The sequence below is a fragment of the Mesorhizobium album genome, from assembly GCF_033977205.1.
Classification (GTDB): Bacteria; Pseudomonadota; Alphaproteobacteria; order Rhizobiales; family Rhizobiaceae; genus Mesorhizobium; species Mesorhizobium album.
Window position 1 is genome coordinate 45,973 of the sequence record NZ_JAVIIW010000038.1, and the last position, 21,103, is coordinate 67,075.

The window sequence follows — 21,103 nt, forward strand, 5'->3', positions numbered from 1 at the left end:
GACCTGAGTCCCAGCCGGCGAGCGGCGTTGCTTTTATGCGCTGGCGGCGCTCAAGCCGGACAAGCCCGGCTGCCTCCCTGGCTCGGACCGGGTACGGTCGATCTGTTCGATCGCTCGCTTCACGGCCTCGGCCACACCGGGTTCCCCCTCTCCCAAGATCAAAGGATTGGACCGGAGCTGATCGAGGGTTTTTCCCTCGGATGGTTCGTGTCTCTTGAATTTCGTGAACACCGAACGGCCGTTCATGATGATCAGCCGGCGCACGATCAGGTCAGGCGTGACCACGATCAGCACGATGGTGCCTTTGGACAGCCGACCCCTGGTGTTGCCGGCGCCGACGAACCCGTCATTGTATTTGTCGGTGATGCCGCGGAGCACGTCGGAGTAATGGCGCATTTGCAGCCACACGCCCAACGACTGAAGAGCCCAGACGAGCCCGAGCAGCAGCAATCCCCATTGCCAGATCGCCATTTGGGCCTCCTCCCCAACCAGCCGGCAAACTGCCGGCCGACATGCGATTTGTATCCGAGTTAGAGAACATTTGTTTTCTTCGCTGTCAATATGTATAATTTTTGCGGGTGCGGAAACGGACGCCGCTGTTTTTGGATAGGTGCCGCGCTATGGTAGCCTAGCCGAGGGACCTGGAGGGCTAACACACGGTGGAACGCGCAATGGATTTACGGCTGAAGGACGAACTGGCGACGATTCCGGATCTCGGTCACCGATTGCGGCAGCTTCGCTGGTTCCGCGCGGCGTTTCTCGCCACTTCCAAGTCGGTGACGGCCGCATACGGGGTCAAATTCCAGGTCGACGACGCCAAGCTGGCAAGGGCGTTTCTCGACTGGGCCGAGATAATGGACAAACAAAAGGGCCTGGCCACGATCGACCGGGCGGATTTCATCATCTTCGCCGCAGGCCTGGCGCTGCGCGAACTGATTCGCCAGAACCCGGTCAAGGCTCCGCTCCCGGAGACGCGCCCCGAACTGCCGACTGCGGACGCTTCGATGGCGGAGATTGTGCGCTTCTGGCCCGAGGGGTTCCTTTATACGAACTTCTGTGTGGCGGCGATCTCGGCGGTATACGAGCAGGAATTCGGCAAGGCGCCCACCATCGATGCCTCTGCCGACGATCTGCGCACCTGGTGGTCGTATCGCGAGAACGCCACCGAGGTGCCCGCCTATGCAGTGGCCTTTCTCGACCGCTTTCTCGGCGGCGAGCCGAACTGGGTGTTCCCCGACAACGCGTACGCGCGACAGGCGATGCGGCTTGCGCTGGACGCAGCGGAAAGACAGGACATCGCCAAGTCGTAGCGATATTTGGAAATGAAGGAATTGCCGGCGTGACCGACACGGGACTGATCATATTCGACTGCGACGGCGTTCTTGTCGACAGCGAGCCGCTGGCCGCGAAGGCCTATGAACGCGTCTATGAGAAGCACGGCATGCCCGGCGTGCACGACGGCATCATCGCGCAGTGCATCGGCATGAAGCAGGCCGACATCATCGCGAAGATACGGGACCTGACGGGACACCAGTTTCCCCACCACGCCCATGACGACATCTGGGCCGAGACCAAGGCGCTGTTTAGCGAAGCGCTGCTGCCGACCCGCGAGCTTGCGTCCTTCCTGGAGCGGCTGACGCTGCCGCGCTGCGTGGCCTCCTCGTCATCGATCGAGCGCATCCGCCACAGCCTTGCGGTGACAGGCCTGGACCGGTTCTTCGGCGAGGCCATCTTCTCCTCATCGATGGTCAAGCGCGGCAAGCCCGCTCCGGACATTTTCCTCTACGCGGCCGAGAGGATGGGCGTAGAGCCATCCAGGTGCGTGGTGATCGAGGATTCGCACTTCGGCGTCGAAGGCGCCGTGGCAGCCGGGATGACCGCAATCGGGTACACAGGCGGTAGCCACAGCTATCCCGAGCACGCGCAGCGTCTGGTTTCCCACGGGGCGGCGATCGCCTGCGCAACCTGGCAGGAAATCGGCGAGCATCTAGGCGGGATCGTCATGGCAGCCTAGCTGCTCAGGTACGGATGAGGGCGGTCAGCCGCCTGTCTTGCAGGGCGGCGAGCGTAGCTGCGGCCGCCTCCCGAAGGCGAGGGCCCGCTAGACCAGCATGCCCATCGGATTTTCGATCATGCGCTTGAAGGCGCCGAGCAGTTCGGCGCCGAGCGCGCCGTCGACCGCACGGTGATCGGTCGACAGCGTCACCGACATCACGGTGGCGATCTTGATCTCGCCTTGTCTCACCACCGCGCGCTCCTCACCCGCGCCGACCGCAAGGATCGTCGCGTGCGGCGGGTTGATGACGGCGGCAAAATCCTTGACGCCGAACATGCCGAGATTGGACACGGCCGTGGTGCCGCCCTGGTATTCCTCGGGCTTCAGCTTGCGGCTGCGGGCGCGGGTCGCCAGGTCCTTCATCTCGTTGGAGATGGTGGACAGCGTCTTTTCGTCGGCGCGGCGGATGATCGGCGTGATCAGGCCGCCGGGGATCGACACGGCAACGCCGACATCGGCATGCTTGTGCCTGACCATGGCGCTGTCGGTCCAGGAGGCGTTGGCGTCCGGCACCGCCATCAGCGCCACGGCAAAAGCCTTGATCACCATGTCGTTGACCGAGAGCTTGTAGGCGGGAACCTCGCCCTTCTCGGTCTTCTTCACCGGCGCTGCAGCATTGAGCTGCGTGCGCAGTGCGAGCAGCGCATCGAGCTCGCAATCGAGCGTCAGATAGAAATGCGGGATGGTGCTCTTGGCCTCGACCAGGCGGCGCGCGATGGTCTTGCGCATGTTGTCGTGCGGGACGAGCTCGTAGGAGCCTTCGGCGAACAGTTTCAGCACCTGGTCGTCCGACATCGGCTTGGCAGCCGGCGCGGCCGCTGGTGCCTCGGCTGGCGCCTTGGCGGCGGGTGCGGCCTTGGCGCCGCCGGAAGCGATCGCCGCCTCGACATCCACCTTCACCACGCGTCCGCGCGGTCCGGACCCTGCCACAGCGGAAAGGTCGATGCGATTCTCCCGTGCGATACGACGGGCCAGCGGCGTAGCGCGAATCTGGCCATCCGCATGCCGGGAAGGCTCGGCCTGGCCGCTGGGGAGAGCTGCATCGGACGAGCCGGCCGGCTCGGTTTGCCCGGCCGCAGGCGTCGCCCCGGATGCTGAGGAAGGTTCCGCGGTTAGCGAGCCGCCCGACGTCCGCGTCGGCATCGCCTCTTCACCCTCGGCATAGATCCACGCCACCGGCGCCCCAACGGCGATGTCGATGCCTTCCTTGCCGGTGATTTCACGAATGATGCCGCTGGCCGGCGCGTCGATCTCCATCGCCGCCTTGTCGGTCTCGATCTCGAACAGCACGTCGCCTTGCTTGACCGAGGTGCCCTCCTCGACGAACCAACGCGAGATCTTGCCGGTCGCCATGTCCATGTCGACCTTGGGGAGAATGACCTCGACCGGCATCAACTGCGCCCTTTCACCAGGTCGCGGGCGGCCGCCACGATGTCGGGGACCTGCGGCACTGTGGCCTTCTCCAGCTCGGGATTATACGGAATGGGCGTCTCGGCTCCGCCAAGCCGCACGATCGGTGCGTCGAGAAAGTCGAACGCTTCGCTCTCGGCGACCATTGCCGAAACCTCGGCGCCGATGCCCAGCGTTTTCACCGCCTCGTAGACACACAGAAGGCGCGAGGTCTTCTTCACGCTGTCGATGATCGTAGCCTTATCCATCGGCCGCACCGTGCGGAGATCCACCACCTCCACATCGATGCCCTCGCCTTGCAGAGCGGCAGCCGCTTCGAGCGCCTTGTGGACCATGATGGAAGTGGCGACGATGGTAAGGTCACGCCCTTCGCGGCGCACTTCGGCCTTGCCGATCGGGACGGTGTAGTGGCCCTCCGGCACCGGGCCCTTCATTTTGTAAAGCAGCTTGTGCTCGAAGATCATTACCGGGTCGGGATCGGCGATGGCCGCCAGGAGCATACCCTTGGCATCGTACGGTGTGGCGGGCTGGATCACCTTGAGCCCAGGCACATGGCCGAGCCAGGCCTCCAGGCTCTGGCTGTGCTGTGCAGCTGCGCCGGTGCCTGACCCGGCCGGGAAGCGCATCACCACAGGCACCGACACCTCGCCGCCAAGCATGTAGCGCATCTTGGCGGCCTGGTTGACGATCTGCTCCATGGCCAGCGTCGCGAAGTCGGAGAACTGGAATTCGAAGATCGGCAGCAGGCCGGTCATCGCGGCTCCGACAGCGACGCCCGCGCCACCCAGTTCGGAGATCGGCGTGTCCATCACGCGATCGGGACCGAAACGCTCGACCAGGTCGCCGGTGACCTGGAAGGCGCCGCCGTAAACGCCAATGTCTTCGCCCATCAGGAAAACGCGCTCGTCGGCCTCCATGGCCAGCGCCATCGCCTCCTGAATCGCCTGGGCGTAACTCAGCTCGCGAACGGACGCGTCCATTACGCGGCCTCCGTGTAGACGTACCGCTCGCGGTCGGCCACGTCAGGCATCGGACTTTCCTTCGCGAACTCGATGCCATCGGCGATCTCTTTCCTGACCGCTTCGCGCACGGCTTCGATGCCCGCCTTGTCGATGATGCCGAACTCGACGAGCTCGGCCTCGAACAACGCGATCGGATCGCGGTTGGTCATCCAGTCCTCGATCTCTTCCTTGGTGCGATAGCGGTTGCGATCGCTCTTGGAATGGCCGCGGTAGCGATAGGTCTTGGACTCGATAAGGGTCGGCCCTTCGCCCCGCCGGGCGCGCGCGAGGGCAGCTTGGGAGGCCTCGGCCACGGCCGAGAAATTGTTGCCGTCAACGACGACGCCCGGCATCCCGTATGCGGCAGCGCGGTCGGCGATGCTTTTCACGGCCGTCGAGCGCTCGATCGACGTCGACATGCCGTAGCCATTGTTCTCGCACACGAAGACAACGGGCAGCGACCAGATGGACGCCATGTTCAGCGCTTCGTGGAAAGCGCCCTCGTTGTTGGCTCCGTCACCGAAGAAGGAGACGACCACCTTCCCGGTCTTCAGCTTCTTGGCCGAAAGCGCAGCCCCTACCGCGATCGGGATGCCGCCCGCGACGATGCCGTTGGCGCCGAGATTGCCCTTGGCGACGTCTGCGATGTGCATCGAGCCGCCCCGGCCTTTGCAGTAGCCGGTGGTCTTGCCGAAAAACTCGGCGAACATCCGCTTCACGTCGGCACCCTTGGCGATGCAGTGGCCATGCCCGCGATGGGTCGAGGTGATCTGGTCGTCCTCGGTCAGCGGCATGCAGATGCCGACGGCGCTCGCCTCCTGGCCGATCGAGAGGTGCATCGTGCCATGGATCAGGCCTCGCATGTAGGCGTCTTCCGCCCCCTCCTCAAAGCGGCGGATCAGGTACATCTTGCGCAGGGCTTCCTTTAGCTCCGCCGCGGAATATTGACGGTACGCGAAGGGCAGGTTCGTCTGCTGCTGGGCGACGACCGATTTTCCGGCAGTGGCCATGGCTCACTCTCCGTAAACCAGCTTGTCCTGACGTGCCCGCAGCTCGGCGATCTTCGAGCCTGGCGCCACGGCGGCGTTGGCATAGGTAATCAGTTCACCCTTCTTGATCGGCGCAGTGACCGAGCCGCCCTGCAGCAGGCCGCAAGGGATGGCCTTGGCTGAACGGGCTTCCGGCGCGGTCATAATCCAGGCGCGGTAGCAGTACTCGCCGATCGCATCGAGCTTGTCGCCAGGCTTCAGTTCTTTCTTCGCGACGGCGCAGACCTCTGCGACCGGCTTCGACAGCGGCACCATGTCGGCCTTGCCGTAAAGCACGACTCGGGCGCAAGTGAGCGGCACTTCAAGGGAGGTGAGATGGTAGGGGCGATGGAAGGTGAAGTACGGCCCGTGGCCCATCTTCAGATCCTCCATGCGTTCCGAGACGCGCGGATGCGACATGTCGGCGATCACGAAGACCCCCGGGGCGACTCCCTTGCCGATCGAGTAATCGACGACGCCGACCTTTGAGAGTACGCCGCCGTCCTTTTGCGGCACCAGGGTCTTCGACAACTCCCCGAGCGTCGCGGAAGGACCATGCATGCCCGGCTTGTCGGGAACCAGCCCGGTGGCATTGGCGATCGCCGCCATCTCGACCATGGTCTTGGAGCCGTCGACGAACTCGACCAGCATGCGGACGTTCATGTTGCGTCGCCGCGCTTCCTCCTCGTAGTCGGGCGGGACGGCATCGACGTTGAGCGGATTGTTCTTGCCCTTGCCTGCGGCAACGATGGGGTGACCCATGGCCGAGACAAACTCGATCAGCTCCATGCAGGAGGATGGCTCGTCGCCGGCGCCGAGCGAATAAATGACGCCAAGTCTCTCGGCCTCGCTCTTGAGATAGGCGCCGATGGTGACATCGGCCTCGACATTCATCATGACGAGATGCTTGCCATGCTCCATCGCGCGCAGCCCGATCTCCGCGCCGACCGCGGGTACACCCGTGGCATCGATCACCACGTCGATCAGGTCGCTGCCGATGACAAGGCCGGCATCGTTGGTGACGGCTACCTTGCCGGCTTCCATGGTTTCGGTCATCGCCGAGGCCGTCGAGACCTCCCTGGCGTGTCCCTCTTCCTGGAAAGCGATGTCCACCGCTTTCAGGGCGTTCGGAATCCTCAGCTCCGAAATGGCACCGATCTCGATGCCGTCCATATGAGCTACACGGGTGACGATATCGGTGCCCATTTCGCCGGAGCCGATCAGGCCGATGCGAATTGGCTTGCCTGACGCCTGCCGCTCCTTCAAATCGCGAGCGAGCCCGATGGGGGCCACATTGATACTCATCGAAGACTCCTCCCTTTGCGTCTTCGTCATCACTAGTGAACATCTGTCTTTCAATCAAGCGTTATGTTCAAAATCTCGCGCAAATTCGGCGCTACGCCTCCTACGGCCTGATCGGTGTCGGTCGTAGCGGGGCGTGACGGTTGCCCGTGCGATTCCAAGCCGGCAGGGGTCAACACCGACCGGAGCATCGGATGATCGATGAAAAGCTGGGATATCCAGTCGCGGAATGGGCGATCAGCCCGGGCTGCCCGCCGCCGGATTGGTGATGATCGCCGCACGGAAGCGGGCGACGAAATCGTCGAGCGCGGGCCGCTCGGCATCCGAGATCGCCCAGTAGGAGAAGGCGCCGTCGGTCCAGTGGACCAGCAGGAAGCCGCCGGCCGAGAGATCGTCCGCCACAGGCACCGACTTGGCTTCGTTCTGCCGCGGCGCCGCCACCAGGGTGATCAGATGCTCGTGATGGCGGTAGACCAGCGCCGGCATCGGCTTGTCGCCGACGACCTCGACGCGCCCGCCAAGCAGCGCGTAGCCGTCCTTGGCCATGTCGGGCGCCGGCGGCGACACGCCGATCCGGCCGTCGAGCCACGGCTTCACCGTATGCCGGTCGGACGAGACGATGTCGACGGGGGTTGCCGCGAGCAGGCTGCGGCGATGGCCGTTGGCGACGGCGACCGCAAAGCTGTCGGGCGCATTCTCCACCATCAGCCACTGCGTCGCGCCGCTGGCGAGAAAAGCCGCGAGCACGATCGAGGCCGCCATCTGGCGCCAGTCGAACGAGCTGAAGCGGCGTGCCGAGATCCGCGCCGTCGGCCGCAACTCGATCACCTCGCGCTGCGGCTGAGGTTGGGCCGAAGGCTGAGATTGGGCCGAAGGCTGGGGCTCCCCCTTCGTGCCTTCGGCTCGTGCTGCCGCGGTCTCCTCAGCGCGGCCTGCACCCGCGATGGCCGCAATGCGCGCCAGGAAGTCGTCGCTGACGATAGGCCGCGGCACGCCGGCGAGAGCCGTGCGCAACGCGAGGATGCGCTGATGTTCGGCGGCAAGCTCGGGGTCAGCTGCGATGCGCCGTTCGACGGCAAGTGCGGTCGCGGCATCGAGCTCTCCGTCTACAAGGGCATGGATCATCAGCTTCATATCCTGCGGGTCTTGCGGCAATCCGTCCTCAACCGGGCTCATGGTGCCCTCCAAGTTCCGTCATCAGCAGGCTGCGGGCCCGCGCCAGCCGCGACATCACCGTGCCTTGCGGCACGCCAAGCATGGCGGCGATCTCGCGATAGCTGAGGCCGTTTATGTCGCGTAGCACCAGCGTTTCGCGAAACGCCTCCGGCAGCCTCGCGATCGCCGCCTCGACCGCCGCCGAATTCGCCTTGGCGATCAGCGCCGCCTCCGGGCTGTCTGAGCTATCCGGCGGCGGCGACACGTCGTCGAGATCGGCGAGATCGCCGACGGCGACCACGTTGCGCGGACGGTTGCGCGCCATCCAGGTATAGGAGGCGTTGCGCACGATGGTAAGCAGCCAGGCGCGAGCATTGCCGCCGGCAAAGCCGGCAATGCCCGCATGCGCCTTGAGACAAGCTTCTTGAACAACATCCTCGGCATCGGCGGCATTGCCAGTCAGCCAGCGGGCAAGCGACAGCGCGTCGCCAAGATGCGGCAGCACCACCTCGGCAAAACGCGCGGCCAGCATTTTCTCGCTCAACACCGTTCCACCGTCAGGCGCTCCGGCCGGGGCTCTGCGGCCACCTTCAACGGGTGGCGGCGGTCTGTCCCTGCTCGTGCGGGTGAAGATCGCTGCAGGCGAATTCGCCTGCTTTGGTGGAGGTGAAGGCATAGGTGTCACCGGAGTCAAGCGCCTCGCAACGGAGCGGCGCATCGCTGTGTCAGGCCCGGTCGCAGGACGGCGAGGCCAAAAGCACTTTGGTCCAGCTCAGCCGCTCCAGGGGCCAGCGGCGGCCTATGCCCTCGCCCCGCCTCCCGGCGTTCGCATTGTCACCATAGGTCATCTCGGTCTCCTGCAACGCCGTCAACGGCGCATGCCTGGAAGACCGGCGGAACCGTCGGTTTATTCCCAAACGATCGCTGGTTTCGATCACGCTGACGTGATCGACGGTCGCCGGGGCCTTGCCAAGAGGAACTCCGGAACGGCCAGGCGCCGTCCGTCCGGCTTAGTCAGCGAGGCAGCGATCAGACGCGTTGGCCGGTCTTGGCGTCGAACAGATGCGCTGAGGCGCGGTCGATTTCGATCCGCACGCCCTCGCCTCGCTTCAAGGCAAGCCGCTCGCGGAAAAGGCAGGAGATCACCTCCCCGCCGCAGTCGACGGTGGCGAAGATCTCCGAGCCGGTCGCCTCCAGAAGCGTGACCGTGCCGGCAAGGCCCTGGCCGGTCGCCCGGATGTGCTCGGGACGAATGCCGTAGACCAGTTCCCTTCCCGCGGCCTCGGCCGGCTGGATGCCTTCCGGCAGCGGCAGCGTCAGCCCGCCGGCACTGCGGAAGATGCCCTCCTCGATGTGGCCGTGGATGAAGTTCATGGCGGGCGAGCCGATGAAGCCGGCAACGAACAGATTGGCCGGGCGGTCGTAGAGATCGAGCGGCGCACCGATCTGCTCGACAAGGCCGTCATGCAGGACGACGATCTTGTCGGCCATGGTCATGGCCTCGATCTGGTCATGCGTGACATAAATGGTGGTGGTGCCGAGCCGCTGATGCAGCGCCTTGATCTCGCCGCGCATCTGGACGCGCAATTTCGCGTCCAGATTGGAGAGCGGCTCGTCGAACAGGAACACCTGCGGATCGCGCACGATGGCGCGGCCCATGGCGACGCGCTGGCGCTGACCGCCAGAGAGCTGGCGCGGATAGCGGTCGAGCAGCTTTTCGAGGCCGAGAATGCTTGCTGCCCGCTTGACCCGGCTTGCGGTGTCGGCGGCATCGGCCTTCTTGATCTTGAGCGCGAACCCCATATTGTCGGCCACCGTCATATGCGGGTAGAGCGCGTAGTTCTGGAACACCATGGCGATGTTGCGGTCGCGCGCCCTCAGATTGTTGACGACGCGCTCGCCGATCGCGATCTTGCCGGCCGAGATCGTTTCGAGCCCCGCAATCATGCGCAGCAGCGTCGACTTCCCGCAGCCCGACGGCCCGACGAGGATGACGAACTCGCCATCCGCGATATCGACGCTGACATCATGGATGATCTTGGCGTTCCCGAAAGCCTTCTGCACATTGTTGATGGTTACCGATGCCATTGCGTCTCTCCAAAAAGAATGAGGGCGGATCAGGCGCTCAGCCGCCCTTGACGGCGCCTGCGGTCAGCCCGGCGACGATCTGCCGTTGCGCGAACATGGTCAGCACCAGCACTGGCAGCGTCACCACGAGCGCCGCGGCGGCGAGCGGTCCCCAGCTCACCTGCTCGTAGGACAGCATGTTGTAGACCGCGACCGGCAATGTCCGCGTCTCGCGGCTGGCGAGCACCACGCCGAAGACGAAGTTGTTCCACGAGAAGATGATCGACAGGATGAACGCCACGACAATGCCAGGCTTGGCGATCGGCAGCGCCACCAGGCTGAACACCTGCCACGAGCTGGCGCCATCGATATTGGCCGCCTCTTCCAGCTCCATCGGCGTGGTCTCGAAATAGCCGATCATCACCCAGACCACGATCGGCACCGTCACCACCAGGTGGATGATGATCTGCGGCCAAAGCGTACCGAGAATGCCCAGCCACTGGAACAGGAGGAACAGCGGAATGAGATAGGAAAGCCCCGGCGTCATGCGCGCGATCATGATGACGATCGCCGAGCGTTCCGCCTTGAGCCTGGCGATGCCGTAGCCGGCCGGCACGCCGACCCCCAGCGCCAGCAGCGTCGCCGTGCCGGTCACCAGCACCGAGTTCCAGAGATAGAGCAGGAAATTGTTCTCCTCGAACACCTTCGCATAGTTCGACCAGGCGAACCGCTCTGGGATCAGGATCGGCGGATAGGCGCCGTTATCGATCTCGAACTTCAGCGACAGCGAGACCATCCAGAGGAAGAACAGGATCGCCGGCGAGACCAGCACCAGCGCCGCGAAGAACAGGCCCAGCTTGTTGAGCAGCCGCGAGCTCATCTATTTGCCCTCCGCTTCGACCCATTGCGAGCGCTGGCGCAGCATCAGGAGGATGAAGGACAGGGCGACGATGACGATGAAGAAGACCACAGCCATAGCCGAACCATAGCCCATGTCGTAATAGGAGAAGGCGGTGTTGTAGAGATAGATGTTGATCGTTTCCGACGCCGTGCCCGGGCCGCCCTGCGTCATCGCGTAGATGATGTCGAAGCTCTTCAGCGCATCGATCGTACGGATGATGATCGCGATCATCAGGAACGGCGCGATCATCGGCAAGGTGAGATAGCGGAACTGCTGCCAGGCGTTGGCGCCGTCGATCTCGGCGCTCTCGAACGGTTCGCGCGGCACGGAAGCCAGCCCGCCCAGCACGATCAGCATTACCAGCGGCGTCCACTGCCAGGTCTCGACCGCGACCAGTGAAGGAATGACCGTGTTGGCGTTGAAGATCCATTCCTGCGCCGGAATGCCGACCAGCGACAAGAGATAGTTGAGCACGCCGAGCTGCGGATGGAACATCATGGTCCAGACCAATGCCACGGCAACGGGTGTGGCCATCATCGGCATCACGAAGATGCCGCGCAGCAGGCCGCGCAAGGCAAACCCGGCGTCGAAGATGAGGGCGGCGACGGTGCCGAAGAACATCGGCGCGACCACCGACAGGAATGTGTAGGTCAAGGTATGCCAGAGCGATTCCCAGAAGCGCGGATCGCTCGCCAGGCGCAGATAGTTTTCCATCCCGGCAAAGCTTCGCGACTGGCCGAGCGTCCAGCTGTTGACGCTCATCCACAGCGTGAAGGCCCAGGGAAAGACGATCACGGCGCCGACGACGACCAGCGCCGGAATGACGAAAGGCCAGTAGTTGGGAGCCAGCCGGATAGGCTGGCTCTCTTCGATGGCTTGCGTCGTCACCCCTGCGCGTTCTGGGGCGATGGCGGACATCAGCCTTGCTCGCTCCGGTCGAGAACCGGCTGGAACTGCTCGGTGGCCTTCTTCAGCTCGCCAGCCGGATCGGCCCCGGCAATCATGTTGGTCAGTGCCACGCCGTAGATGTCGCGGAACTCGGTGACCGGGATGATGACCGGCAGTGCCAGCCGACTGATGTTGCCGGAGCCGACCACTGCATCGAGCCAGCTCGGCGGCATGGTGACGCCTTCGCGCACTTTGGGGTCCTCCAGCACCGATTTGCGGAACGGCACGCCGGCGCCGGCCTGCAGCAGCCGCGCGCCCATCGCAGGAGACACCGCCCACTGGCAGAACAGATAGGCCGCTTCCTTCTTCGTGCTGGCGGACGTCACGCCGATGCCGTCACCGAATGTGCCCGAGGCATGCGCCTTGGGTCCCTTCGGCATGACGCCATAGCCGACCTTGCCGACCACCCGCGATTTTTCCGGATTTTCCATGGGCGGCGCGAAGCCGACACCGTCGAACCACATGCCGATCTTGCCCTGCAGGAAGGCGGATTGCGCCTCTGCCCAGTTGAAGCCGGTAACGCCGGGAGGCGCGGCCTTGGTCATCAGCCGTTGGTAGAGGCTGGCGGCTTCGATTGCTTCCGGTGACGTGGTGCGCAGCTTGCCGTCGCTGCCGAGCGGCGTCATGTCATAGCCGAGCATCAGCGACGTCCAGACCGGCGTGTTGGCGTTCTTGAGCCCGCGGGCGACGAAACCGAAGGTGTTGCTCGACGGGTCCGTCAGCGCTTCGGCGGCGGCCACCAGCTGCTCGAAGCTCTCGGGGTACTTCACCCCCTTGGCGTCGAACAGCTCCTTGTTCCAGTAAAGGATCCAGTAGTCGACCGAGAACGGCAGCGAGCGCAGCACGCCTTGGCTGTCCTTGGCGAACTGCATGCCGGCCTCGGCGAAGTCGCTTTCGACCAGCCCCGGATCGGTGAGGCTAGGATCGGCAAGGTAGCCGGAAATGTCGGCCAGCCAGCCGCCCTTCTCGAACTGCCGCTTCTGCACATGGTAGCTCAGATGCACGACGTCGAAGCTGGGCTTGCCGGAGCTGAGCTCGATCACCGTCTTCTGGCGCTGCTGCTGTTCGGGCGTCGCCTCCGCATTGACCTTGATGCCGGTCAGCTCCTCGAACTCGGCGAGGTTCTTAAGGATGGTGTCGCTGCGCGGGCTCTTGACCAGATTGACGTCCAGCGTCGCGCCGGCAAAGCGCTTCCAGTCGACGCCCGCAGCGAAGCTCGGCCGAAGACCGGCGAGGCCGGCGGCGGCGAGCGCTGCGGTTCCCTGGAGCAACTGCCTCCTGGTTGGACTGAATGGATTGGACGACATCTCTTCCTCCCGATTGCTGTCGTTGTCGATTGCACCGCGACTATTGCGGGGCGGGTCTTCCTCAAATCTGGAGCGCCAGGCGGCGCGCATTGTCGATGTGCTGGCTGATCGCCTCGACCGCCTTCTGTGGATCGCGTTTCTCCAGCGCATCGATTACCGCGAGATGCTCGCGCATGACCGGCACGACGCGGCCGTCGATGCGGAAACGCTCCTGGTGGATGAGCCTGATCTTCACCGAATTGACCAGATAGGCCTTGGCGATGATCTCGTTGCCCAGCGCACTGATGAACGTGTCATGCATGGCCCAGTCGATGCTCTGGGCCTTGGCTTCCATTTCCGGCGTCGGGATCTGCGCCAGCGCCTGGGCGAGCATGTCCTCGTGTTCGCGCCGCAGGCGCGCAATCTCGGCGTCGGAAGCGTTGACGGCAAACAGCGCGACCGCCTCGCGCTCCATGAACAGGCGGAACTGGAAGGCCTCGCGGATCAGGCTGATGTCGATATGCGCGATCTGCATGCCGCGTTGCGGTATGGTGGTCAGCAGCCCCTCGGCCTCGAGCCGCGGCACGATTTCGCGGATGGCGCCGAGCGGCAGGCCGGTGAAGGCAACCAGTTCGCGCTGCGACACGAACTGGCCCGGCCTGAGGTCGCGAGCCAGCAGATGCCGCGTGAAGCTGGCATAGGCCTTTTCCCTCAGAGTTGCCGGTTCGCTCGTGTCGTCCATGCCGATCAGCGTCCTCCGTCGCTCATGCAGCTTGTGTCGAAAACAGCCTGTCGTAAGCGGCACCAAGCTGCTGCCACTGCTGCAAGGCAACCTCCTGGAGCGGCGGCCGGACCGTCAGCCAGCGTTCGTCGCCGGTCTGGCGCGCCACCATGGCCTTCACCGCCGGAATGACCGGATGCCTGAGCAGTTCGAGGACGAAACCTTCCACGCGGGAATCGTCGCGTCCGCTTTCGATCATGGCGCGAAGCTCGCCGGCGGCGAAATTGGCCATGCCGGAAATCGCGCCCTGGCCGCGGATCCGCACCGCCGGCGCCAGATGCCGTTCGTCGCCGATCAGGATGATCAGGTCGCCATGCGCCTTGAGCAGCGCTTCGCTGTAAGACCAGTCTCCACCGGAATCCTTGACCCCTGCGACCACGCCCGGATACGCGCTGCGCAGCCGGCCGATCAGGTCGAGCGAGAGCTGCACCGTCGTGACCGAGGGGATGTTGTAGAGCAGCATGCCGCGGGCGAGCGGGCCGAGCGCGGCGAACACGGCCGCAAACCAGCCGAACAGGCCGTCGTCGCCGACATTCTTGAAGTAGCTCGGCGGCGCGAGCAGGATGTTGCGGGCGCCGCGCTGCAAGGCCTGGCGGCATTGCTCCGCGGCGTCTTCCGCCGCATCGACCAGCACGCCGGCAACGAGCTGGTCGGCAGCTATGCCCGCCGCAAGCATGGCATCGATGACCGCCGGCCGCTCCGCCGTGCCGACGGAGGCGCCTTCGCCGGTGGTGCCGAACAGCGTCACGCTGCTGCAGCCGGCATCGAGACAGGCCCGAGCATGCGCGGTCATCAGTGGGACGGCAATCCGCCCGGCTGCATCAAAGGGCGTTGTGAGCGCAACCGACAGACCAAAGCGCGAAGCCACCTGCAAAGTCTCCAATTCATCAATCTGCAAGCAGTCGTATCATACTGACATGTTAGTTGTAAACAGAGCCCTCGATCACGCTTGACAGCGGCCGGAAACAATTCAAAGAGCCTGTAGAACCAGTCCCGCCAGCGCCGATGCCGCGAGCGTCGGCAGCATACCGACCTTCAGCTTAAGCATGGCGATCATCGCCGCCGCCGACAGCAGCGCCGCGCGCCAGTCGAGCGAGGAGAAGACCGGGACCTCCACGCCCCAGCCGACGCCCACGACCTTGCCGAAGACGACATGCAGCGCGAACCATAGCGCGAGGTTCATCACCACGCCGACGACAGCTGCAGTGATCGCGCCGAGCGCCGCCGACAGCGCCTTGTTCTGCCGCAGCTGCTCGATGTAGGGCGCGCCGAGGAATATCCAGAAGAAGCAGGGCACGAAGGTGGCCCAGAGCGTCAACGCCGCCCCGAGCGAACCCGCAAGCAGCGGACTGAGCGGGCTGGCGTGACGATAGGCAGCGGCGAAGCCGACGAACTGCAGCACCAGGATCAGCGGCCCGGGTGTCGTTTCGGCAAGCCCTAGTCCGTCGACCATTTCGCCGGGCGAAAGCCAGCCAAATGAGGTCACTGCGGCTTGCGCGACATAGGCGAGAACCGCATAGGCTCCGCCGAAGGTGACGACCGCCATCAGGCTGAAGAAACCGCCTATCTGCGCCCACACGCTGGCCGGACCCGCCAGCACGGCAATCAGCGCCACCGGCCCGAGCCAGACCGGCAGCCAGATGGCGATTACGCGCACCGCATGCCATTTGGTCGGCACGGTGTGGCCGAGCTCGCCGCGCTCGAACATCAGGTCGACCACGCCGCGTCTGTCGGCGGCGGCAGCACTGCCCTTGCCGTGCGCCGAGCCGGAAAACAGCCCTGGTGCAAAACGATTGCCGATCCAACCAATGAGGCCTGCCGCAAACACGATCAGGGGGAACGGCAGCTTGGCAACATAGATGGCGAGGAAAGCCGCCACCGCGATCGCCACCATGACCCGGTTCTTCAGCGCTCGCCTGCCGATGCGGATCACCGCCTCGACGACGACGGCGAGCACCGCCGCCTTGACGCCGAAGAACAGCGCTTCGATGACCGGCGCGTCATTGTAGAGCATGTAGAAGCTGCTCAGGGCGAGCATGACAAACGCGCCCGGCAGCACGAACAATGTGCCGGCGACGAGGCCGCCCGCCGTCCGGTGCAGCAGCCAGCCCACGTAGACGGCAAGCTGCTGCGCCTCGGGACCCGGCAGAAGCATGCAGTAGTTCAGCGCATGCAGGAAGCGCTCCTCGCCGATCCAGCGGCGCTCCTCGACCAGTTCCTTGTGCATCAGCGCGATCTGCCCGGCCGGCCCGCCGAAGGAGAGCAGGCCGATCTTTGCCCACAGCCGCGTCGCTTCGCCGAAGGTCGGTACGGCCGGCACGTCGGCCGGCCGCGCAGTGCCATCCTTGGCAAGGGCAGTCATGGTGCCTTGCCTCCGACCGGCCAGTTATGCGTCTCGTCGGTGGCGTCGCGGCACCAGCGGAAGAAGGCGTCGTAGAGGAGCATGCCGGCTTCGAGCTGCTCGAGATCGTCGCGGAACATGCGCGACAGGCCGAGCGAGGCGGCGAGGAAACCGGCCGCCTGCGGCACGAGGTCGAGCCGCGCCGTGTCTGCCCCGCGCACGATCAGCGCCAGACGATCGAGCGCTTCGATGCGCAGGCCGAATTCCTCGATCATCGTGTCGAAGGTGCAGCGATCGCCGCGATGGCTCCAGAAAACGCCTTCGATGTCGAAGGGAACCGCGGCGAAGCGATCGGCCACCAGAGGCACCTCGGCCGGATCGACGAAGAGGAATACCGCGTCGGGATCGACGAAGCGGCGGATCAGCCAGGGGCAGGCGATGCGATCGACCTTCGGCCGGGAACGGGTGACCCATACGGTGCGGCCCTTCGCGTCGCGCGGCGGGATCGCGCCGGCCGCGACCAGCGGCGCCTTGGCGGCGGCCCAGGCCTCGAAGCCGCCTTCGAGGGACTCCGCCGGAATGCCTTCATGGCGCAGCCAAGCGGCGACGCCTTGCGAGAGTTTTTCCCCCCGCTGGCAGATGACGACGGCCCTTGATCCGGAGAACTCGGTCGCCCAGGTCGAGACGGTTCTGTAGTCGCGCCGGTAAGAAGCCGGCAGCAGCCGCGGATCGGCTTGATAATCCTCATCGATGCGCACGTCGATGAGAACCGGCGCATCCGGCAGGCCGACGAGACGGGCAAGCTGCGGAACGGTGATTGCGGTAGTTGACGGCATGGCGTCCACCTCCTGAACGAAGAGAGTTTGGACGCGATCGTTGGGCTGACGCCTCACGGGGTCGTCGCGGGGAACCCCTTGCCAGGATGCTGGATCGCCCGCCGCCGATTGTCAAGAATCCAATTGTCAAAGGAAGACGAAGCCTCCGCCCCGCCCTCCCATCGCGAACGCCGTTTCGCTTACTGCGCTGTCCAGCCGCCATCCATCGGCAAGGTCGTGCCGGTCATCTGCCTGGCGGCGTCCGAGCAAAGGAACAGCGTCAGCGCCGCAAGCTCCTCGACGGTGACGAACTCCTTGGTCGGCTGCGCGGCAAGCAGCACGTCGTGCTTGACCTGCTCCTCAGTCATGCCGCGCGCCTTCATCGTGTCGGGGATCTGCTTCTCGACCAGCGGCGTCCAGACATAGCCGGGAGCGATCGCGTTGACGGTGATGCCGTCCTGCGCCACTTCCAGCGCCACCGTCTTGGTCAGGCCGGCAATGCCGTGCTTGGCCGAGACATAGGCCGACTTGAACGGCGAGGCGACCAGCGCATGCGCCGAGGCCGTGTTGATGATGCGGCCCCATTTGCGCTGCTTCATGCCGGGCAGCGCCGCCTTGATGGCATAGAAGGCGGCAAGCAGGTTGATGCGGATGATGGCTTCCCACTTGTCGTCCGGAAATTCGTCGATCGGCGCGACATGCTGGATGCCGGCATTGTTGACCAGGATGTCGAGGCTGCCGAACGCCTCCTCGGCCTCGCGCACCATGGCGGTGACCGCCGTGCCGTCCATCATGTTGGCGCCCGAATAGCGGCACTTGACACCGAAATCCTTCTCGATGCCGGCGCGCTCCTGCTCGATCGCCGCAGCATCGCCCAGGCCGTTGATGGTGACGTTGGCACCCTCGGCGGCAAAGGCGCGGGCGATTGCCAGGCCGATGCCGCTGGTCGAGCCGGTGACGAGCGCATTCTTCGAAGACAGGGAACCCATGGGAGATCTCGCGACAGGTGGGAGGGGCTGTAGGCGCACATAGTTTGTGCATCGCAACATAACAATGCCATGACCATATGTCGCTGCGATTACAATGTTGTGATGCTGTCAGGGGGCCTGGGAGCTGGCGAACGAAGGGATGACATGGCACTGTCATGGTGCCGTGCAACATACTCTTCCTGCGCGTTTCGCGTGTGTCATTCCTGAATCGATGGGTGAACAGCTTGGAAATCGCCGATGTCGTCAAGCGCGCCTATGCGATGCCGCTCACCAACCCTTCCTTCCCGCCCGGCCCCTATCGTTTCTTCGACCGCGAATACATCATCATCACCTACCGCACGACGCGCGAAGCGTTGGAGGCGGTGGTGCCGGCGCCGCTGGAGATCGATGAGCCGCTGGTCAAGTACGAGTTCATCCGCATGCCTGATTCGACTGGCTTCGGCGATTATACCGAGACCGGCCAGGTGATCCCGGTGCGCTTCGGAGGACAGCATGGCGGCTATGTCCATTCCATGTATCTCGACGACGACGCGCCGATCGCCGGCGGCCGCGAGCTCTGGGGTTTCCCCAAGAAGCTCGCCAGCCCCAAGATCGTGCATGAGGGCGAGGTGGTGGTGGGCACCCTGCACTATGGCAGCGTTCTGTGCGCCACCGGCACCATGGGTTACAAGCACCGCGAGGCCGACCACGATTCCGTGCTCGCCTCGCTCGCCGCGCCCAACTTCCTCATCAAGATCATCCCGCATGTCGACGGCTCGCCGCGCATTTGCGAGCTGGTTCGCTACTACCTCACCGATGTGACGCTGAAGGAAGCCTGGACGGCGCCCGCCGCGCTCGACCTTCGGCCTCATGTCATGGCCGATGTGGCCAAGCTGCCGGTGCTCGAGGTCGTCTCGGCCGTCCACTTCACCGCTGACCTGACGCTCGGGCTGGGCGAGGTCGTCCACGACTATCTCACCGATCGCGACCGGTACGCCGCCAGCGCAATCCAGCCGGAGAAGGCTCGTGCTTGAACGCACCCGCAACAAGGCGGTCGCCGCCACCATCGAGGAAATAACGGCGCAATATGACCGCATCGCCCTGGTCTTCCAGGGCGGCGGCGCGCTCGGCGCCTATCAGGCCGGCGTCTATCAGGCGCTTTCCGATGCCGGCTGCGAGCCGACCTGGCTCTCCGGCGTTTCGATCGGCGCGATCAACGCCTCGATCATCGCCGGCAATGAGCCGAGCCGTCGCCTGCAGCGGCTGGAGCAGTTCTGGCAGACGGTCTCCGGCCGCAAGATCTGGGCCTACACTCCGGAAGGCGACATCTACCGCGACATCCGCAACCGCTCCTCGTCGTGGATGACAATGATGATGGGCCAGCCCGGCTTCTTCAAGCCGCGCAGTCCCAATCCCTGGTTCCAGCCGCCCGGCGCCGATGGCGCCACCAGCTTCTACGACACCGCCGAACTGAAGGACACGCTGGAGAGCGTGATCGATTTCGATGTGCTCAACGACGGCAAGAAGCGGTTGAGCGTCGGCGCGGTCAATGTGAGAACCGGCAACTTCGTCTATTTCGACACCGACAAGGTGCGCATCGGGCCGGAGCACATCATGGCGAGCGGCGCGCTGCCGCCGGCCTTCCCCTCGATCCGCATCGAGGGCGAATATTACTGGGACGGCGGCATCGTCTCCAACACGCCGCTGCAATATCTGCTCGACCAGGAGGAGGACCGCTCCTCGCTGGTGTTCCAGGTCGATCTCTTCAGCGCCCGTGGCGCGCTGCCGCGCGGCATGGCCGACGTGCTGTCGCGCCACAAGGACATCATGTATTCCAGCCGCACGCGCCAGAACACCGACAATTTCCAGCGCATCCATGCGCTCAAGATGAAGCTGCTCGATGCCCTCAAGCGCGTGCCGCCGGATCAGCTCAGGGACGGCGAGAGAGAACTGATCGCCGACTATTCCGACGCCGGCGTGGTCAACATCGTCCACCTGATCTACCAGCACAAAGGCTACGAAGGCCACGCCAAGGACTATGAGTTCTCGGGCACCTCGATGCGCGAGCACTGGGAGATGGGCCTGGAGGACACCGAGCGCACGCTGCGCCACAAGCAGTGGCTGATGCTGCCCACCAATGTCGAAGGCGTCACCATCCACGACCTGCATCGCGAAGACCCGACGTAGCCAGCCCTGCGACGCAGCTTTTCACCGGTATCATATTTGTTGGCAGTGAGAATCCAGTCGTTCGATCGACCGGATCGACCTCCGAGATTGACGAAGCCCTCCCTCGCGTCGTCATCCACGGGCGGAGCAGCCGCGAAGCGGCGTCGCGGAGACCAGAGGATCCATTCCGTGATCTGGCGCGAAGGTAAAGGCTGCGCAGAACAGAGGTCGTTCTGCAGTGCCGTGACGCTTATAGGTCACGGAATGGATCCTATGGTCTGCGCTGCGTCGCTTCGCTCCTTGCTCCGCCATAGGATGACGACGCGATGGGCGCTTCGGCTATCTCCGATGCGCCTCCGTCGACACAATAAATACATCCCGTGAGACTTGTGTCCCGGCTTTACCCAAAGAAAAAGTCAGCGCCGACGACCGGCGCTGCCTTTTGTTGGGCCCCCCTCATATGATGAGTTGAAGGTCAAGGGGGTTGTGGCGCCATTTTGTGATCCTTTGTGTTGTCGACGGTATCCAGTTGCGCCCATTGTCAGTACCGGCAGGCCACGCCTCACCTGTACCACCTCATATCCGGTCGCCGCTCGGAGGCGGCTGCACCACAATCCCGCGTGCGGGGGCTGGGCTCAGGAGAACGGGACCATTCTTTGGAGCGGCGCTTGAAGCCATGGGGGGCTTCGGTCCGTTCGCCTGGATCCGTCAGGGCTGCTCAGGCCCCGAGGATTGAGTTGATCAAAAGGCTGCTCAGGCCCTGGCCATGACGGCTCCCTCGAGCACGACACCGTTGGTCACATATTTCCACAAGGCGACGAGCAGTTTTCGCGCCAGCGCCACGATCGCGACCTTCTTGCCGCGCCCGCCGCTCATGC

20 protein-coding genes and 1 pseudogene are annotated in these 21,103 nt (G+C 64.5%); 4 read left to right on the plus strand and 17 right to left on the minus strand.

The genetic code is table 11. The features are described from left to right. Positions 1 to 33: 33 nt before the first annotated feature. Positions 34 to 471, minus strand: a complete 438-nt coding sequence (locus RFN28_RS25930; protein ID WP_320290024.1) for a transcriptional regulator GutM — start codon at positions 469 to 471, stop codon at positions 34 to 36. Positions 472 to 671: 200 nt separating this feature from the next. On the opposite strand from RFN28_RS25930, the gene RFN28_RS25935 reads away from it, so the two are divergent. Next, complete coding sequence (locus tag RFN28_RS25935) at positions 672 to 1,310, plus strand: hypothetical protein (RefSeq protein ID WP_320290025.1); 639 nt, start codon at positions 672 to 674, stop codon at positions 1,308 to 1,310. Between the two features lie 20 nt (positions 1,311 to 1,330). Then, positions 1,331 to 2,014 carry an HAD family hydrolase gene (locus RFN28_RS25940; protein ID WP_430678888.1) on the plus strand — a complete coding sequence of 228 codons (684 nt, stop codon included), beginning with the start codon at positions 1,331 to 1,333 and terminating at the stop codon, positions 2,012 to 2,014. An 87-nt stretch (positions 2,015 to 2,101) separates the two neighbouring features. On the opposite strand, the gene RFN28_RS25945 is transcribed toward RFN28_RS25940, so the two are convergent. From RFN28_RS25945 to RFN28_RS26015, 15 genes are all read right to left on the minus strand, one after another. Next, positions 2,102 to 3,448, minus strand: coding sequence for a pyruvate dehydrogenase complex dihydrolipoamide acetyltransferase (locus RFN28_RS25945; protein ID WP_320290027.1), 1,347 nt, complete (start codon positions 3,446 to 3,448; stop codon positions 2,102 to 2,104). Beyond that, the gene (locus tag RFN28_RS25950) at positions 3,448 to 4,446 is read right to left on the minus strand and encodes an alpha-ketoacid dehydrogenase subunit beta (protein WP_320290028.1); all 999 of its coding nucleotides are present in this window, start codon (positions 4,444 to 4,446) and stop codon (positions 3,448 to 3,450) included. The genes RFN28_RS25945 and RFN28_RS25950 overlap by 1 nt, the downstream gene beginning before the upstream one ends. Then, positions 4,446 to 5,477 carry a thiamine pyrophosphate-dependent dehydrogenase E1 component subunit alpha gene (locus RFN28_RS25955; RefSeq protein ID WP_320290029.1) on the minus strand — a complete coding sequence of 344 codons (1,032 nt, stop codon included), beginning with the start codon at positions 5,475 to 5,477 and terminating at the stop codon, positions 4,446 to 4,448. The genes RFN28_RS25950 and RFN28_RS25955 overlap by 1 nt, the downstream gene beginning before the upstream one ends. 3 nt (positions 5,478 to 5,480) lie before the next feature. Beyond that, positions 5,481 to 6,800 (minus strand): NAD(P)H-dependent oxidoreductase, encoded by a 1,320-nt coding sequence (locus RFN28_RS25960; protein ID WP_320290030.1) that lies wholly within the window; start codon positions 6,798 to 6,800, stop codon positions 5,481 to 5,483. Positions 6,801 to 7,034: 234 nt separating this feature from the next. Then, on the minus strand, positions 7,035 to 7,973 hold the full coding sequence (locus tag RFN28_RS25965; protein WP_320290031.1) for an anti-sigma factor family protein: 939 nt from the start codon (positions 7,971 to 7,973) through the stop codon (positions 7,035 to 7,037). Further along, a complete protein-coding gene (locus RFN28_RS25970) occupies positions 7,960 to 8,496 on the minus strand; it encodes a sigma-70 family RNA polymerase sigma factor (protein ID WP_430678882.1) in 537 nt (178 codons plus the stop codon). The genes RFN28_RS25965 and RFN28_RS25970 overlap by 14 nt, the downstream gene beginning before the upstream one ends. 485 nt (positions 8,497 to 8,981) lie before the next feature. After that, on the minus strand, positions 8,982 to 10,040 hold the full coding sequence (locus RFN28_RS25975; protein WP_320290032.1) for an ABC transporter ATP-binding protein: 1,059 nt from the start codon (positions 10,038 to 10,040) through the stop codon (positions 8,982 to 8,984). A 37-nt stretch (positions 10,041 to 10,077) separates the two neighbouring features. Next, entirely contained in the window at positions 10,078 to 10,899 is an 822-nt protein-coding gene (locus RFN28_RS25980) for a carbohydrate ABC transporter permease (protein WP_320290033.1), read from the minus strand. Next, entirely contained in the window at positions 10,900 to 11,838 is a 939-nt protein-coding gene (locus RFN28_RS25985; protein ID WP_320290034.1) for a carbohydrate ABC transporter permease, read from the minus strand. It lies immediately after the preceding gene. Next, positions 11,838 to 13,175: an ABC transporter substrate-binding protein gene (locus RFN28_RS25990; protein WP_320290035.1), complete on the minus strand. Its 1,338-nt coding sequence runs from the start codon at positions 13,173 to 13,175 to the stop codon at positions 11,838 to 11,840. Before RFN28_RS25990 ends, RFN28_RS25985 begins: the two co-directional genes overlap by 1 nt. A gap of 61 nt (positions 13,176 to 13,236) precedes the next feature. Continuing rightward, the gene (locus RFN28_RS25995) at positions 13,237 to 13,896 is read right to left on the minus strand and encodes a GntR family transcriptional regulator (RefSeq protein ID WP_320290036.1); all 660 of its coding nucleotides are present in this window, start codon (positions 13,894 to 13,896) and stop codon (positions 13,237 to 13,239) included. A 22-nt stretch (positions 13,897 to 13,918) separates the two neighbouring features. Further along, a complete protein-coding gene (locus tag RFN28_RS26000; protein ID WP_320290037.1) occupies positions 13,919 to 14,803 on the minus strand; it encodes a dihydrodipicolinate synthase family protein in 885 nt (294 codons plus the stop codon). A gap of 102 nt (positions 14,804 to 14,905) precedes the next feature. Continuing rightward, entirely contained in the window at positions 14,906 to 16,297 is a 1,392-nt protein-coding gene (chrA, locus tag RFN28_RS26005) for a chromate efflux transporter (RefSeq protein WP_320290038.1), read from the minus strand. Then, positions 16,294 to 17,112, minus strand: a complete 819-nt coding sequence (locus tag RFN28_RS26010) for a chromate resistance protein ChrB domain-containing protein (protein ID WP_320290039.1) — start codon at positions 17,110 to 17,112, stop codon at positions 16,294 to 16,296. The genes chrA and RFN28_RS26010 overlap by 4 nt, the downstream gene beginning before the upstream one ends. Before the next feature lie 179 nt (positions 17,113 to 17,291). Continuing rightward, the gene (locus RFN28_RS26015) at positions 17,292 to 18,080 is read right to left on the minus strand and encodes a 3-hydroxybutyrate dehydrogenase (protein ID WP_320290041.1); all 789 of its coding nucleotides are present in this window, start codon (positions 18,078 to 18,080) and stop codon (positions 17,292 to 17,294) included. Positions 18,081 to 18,304: 224 nt separating this feature from the next. Between RFN28_RS26015 and RFN28_RS26020 the strand changes: the two genes are divergently transcribed. Next, entirely contained in the window at positions 18,305 to 19,093 is a 789-nt protein-coding gene (locus RFN28_RS26020) for an acetoacetate decarboxylase (RefSeq protein ID WP_320290048.1), read from the plus strand. Next, a complete protein-coding gene (locus RFN28_RS26025) occupies positions 19,086 to 20,246 on the plus strand; it encodes a patatin-like phospholipase family protein (protein ID WP_320290042.1) in 1,161 nt (386 codons plus the stop codon). The genes RFN28_RS26020 and RFN28_RS26025 overlap by 8 nt, the downstream gene beginning before the upstream one ends. Before the next feature lie 732 nt (positions 20,247 to 20,978). On the opposite strand, the pseudogene RFN28_RS26030 reads toward RFN28_RS26025, so the two are convergent. Beyond that, a pseudogene (locus RFN28_RS26030) lies at positions 20,979 to 21,103 on the minus strand (IS110 family transposase); the annotation flags it as partial.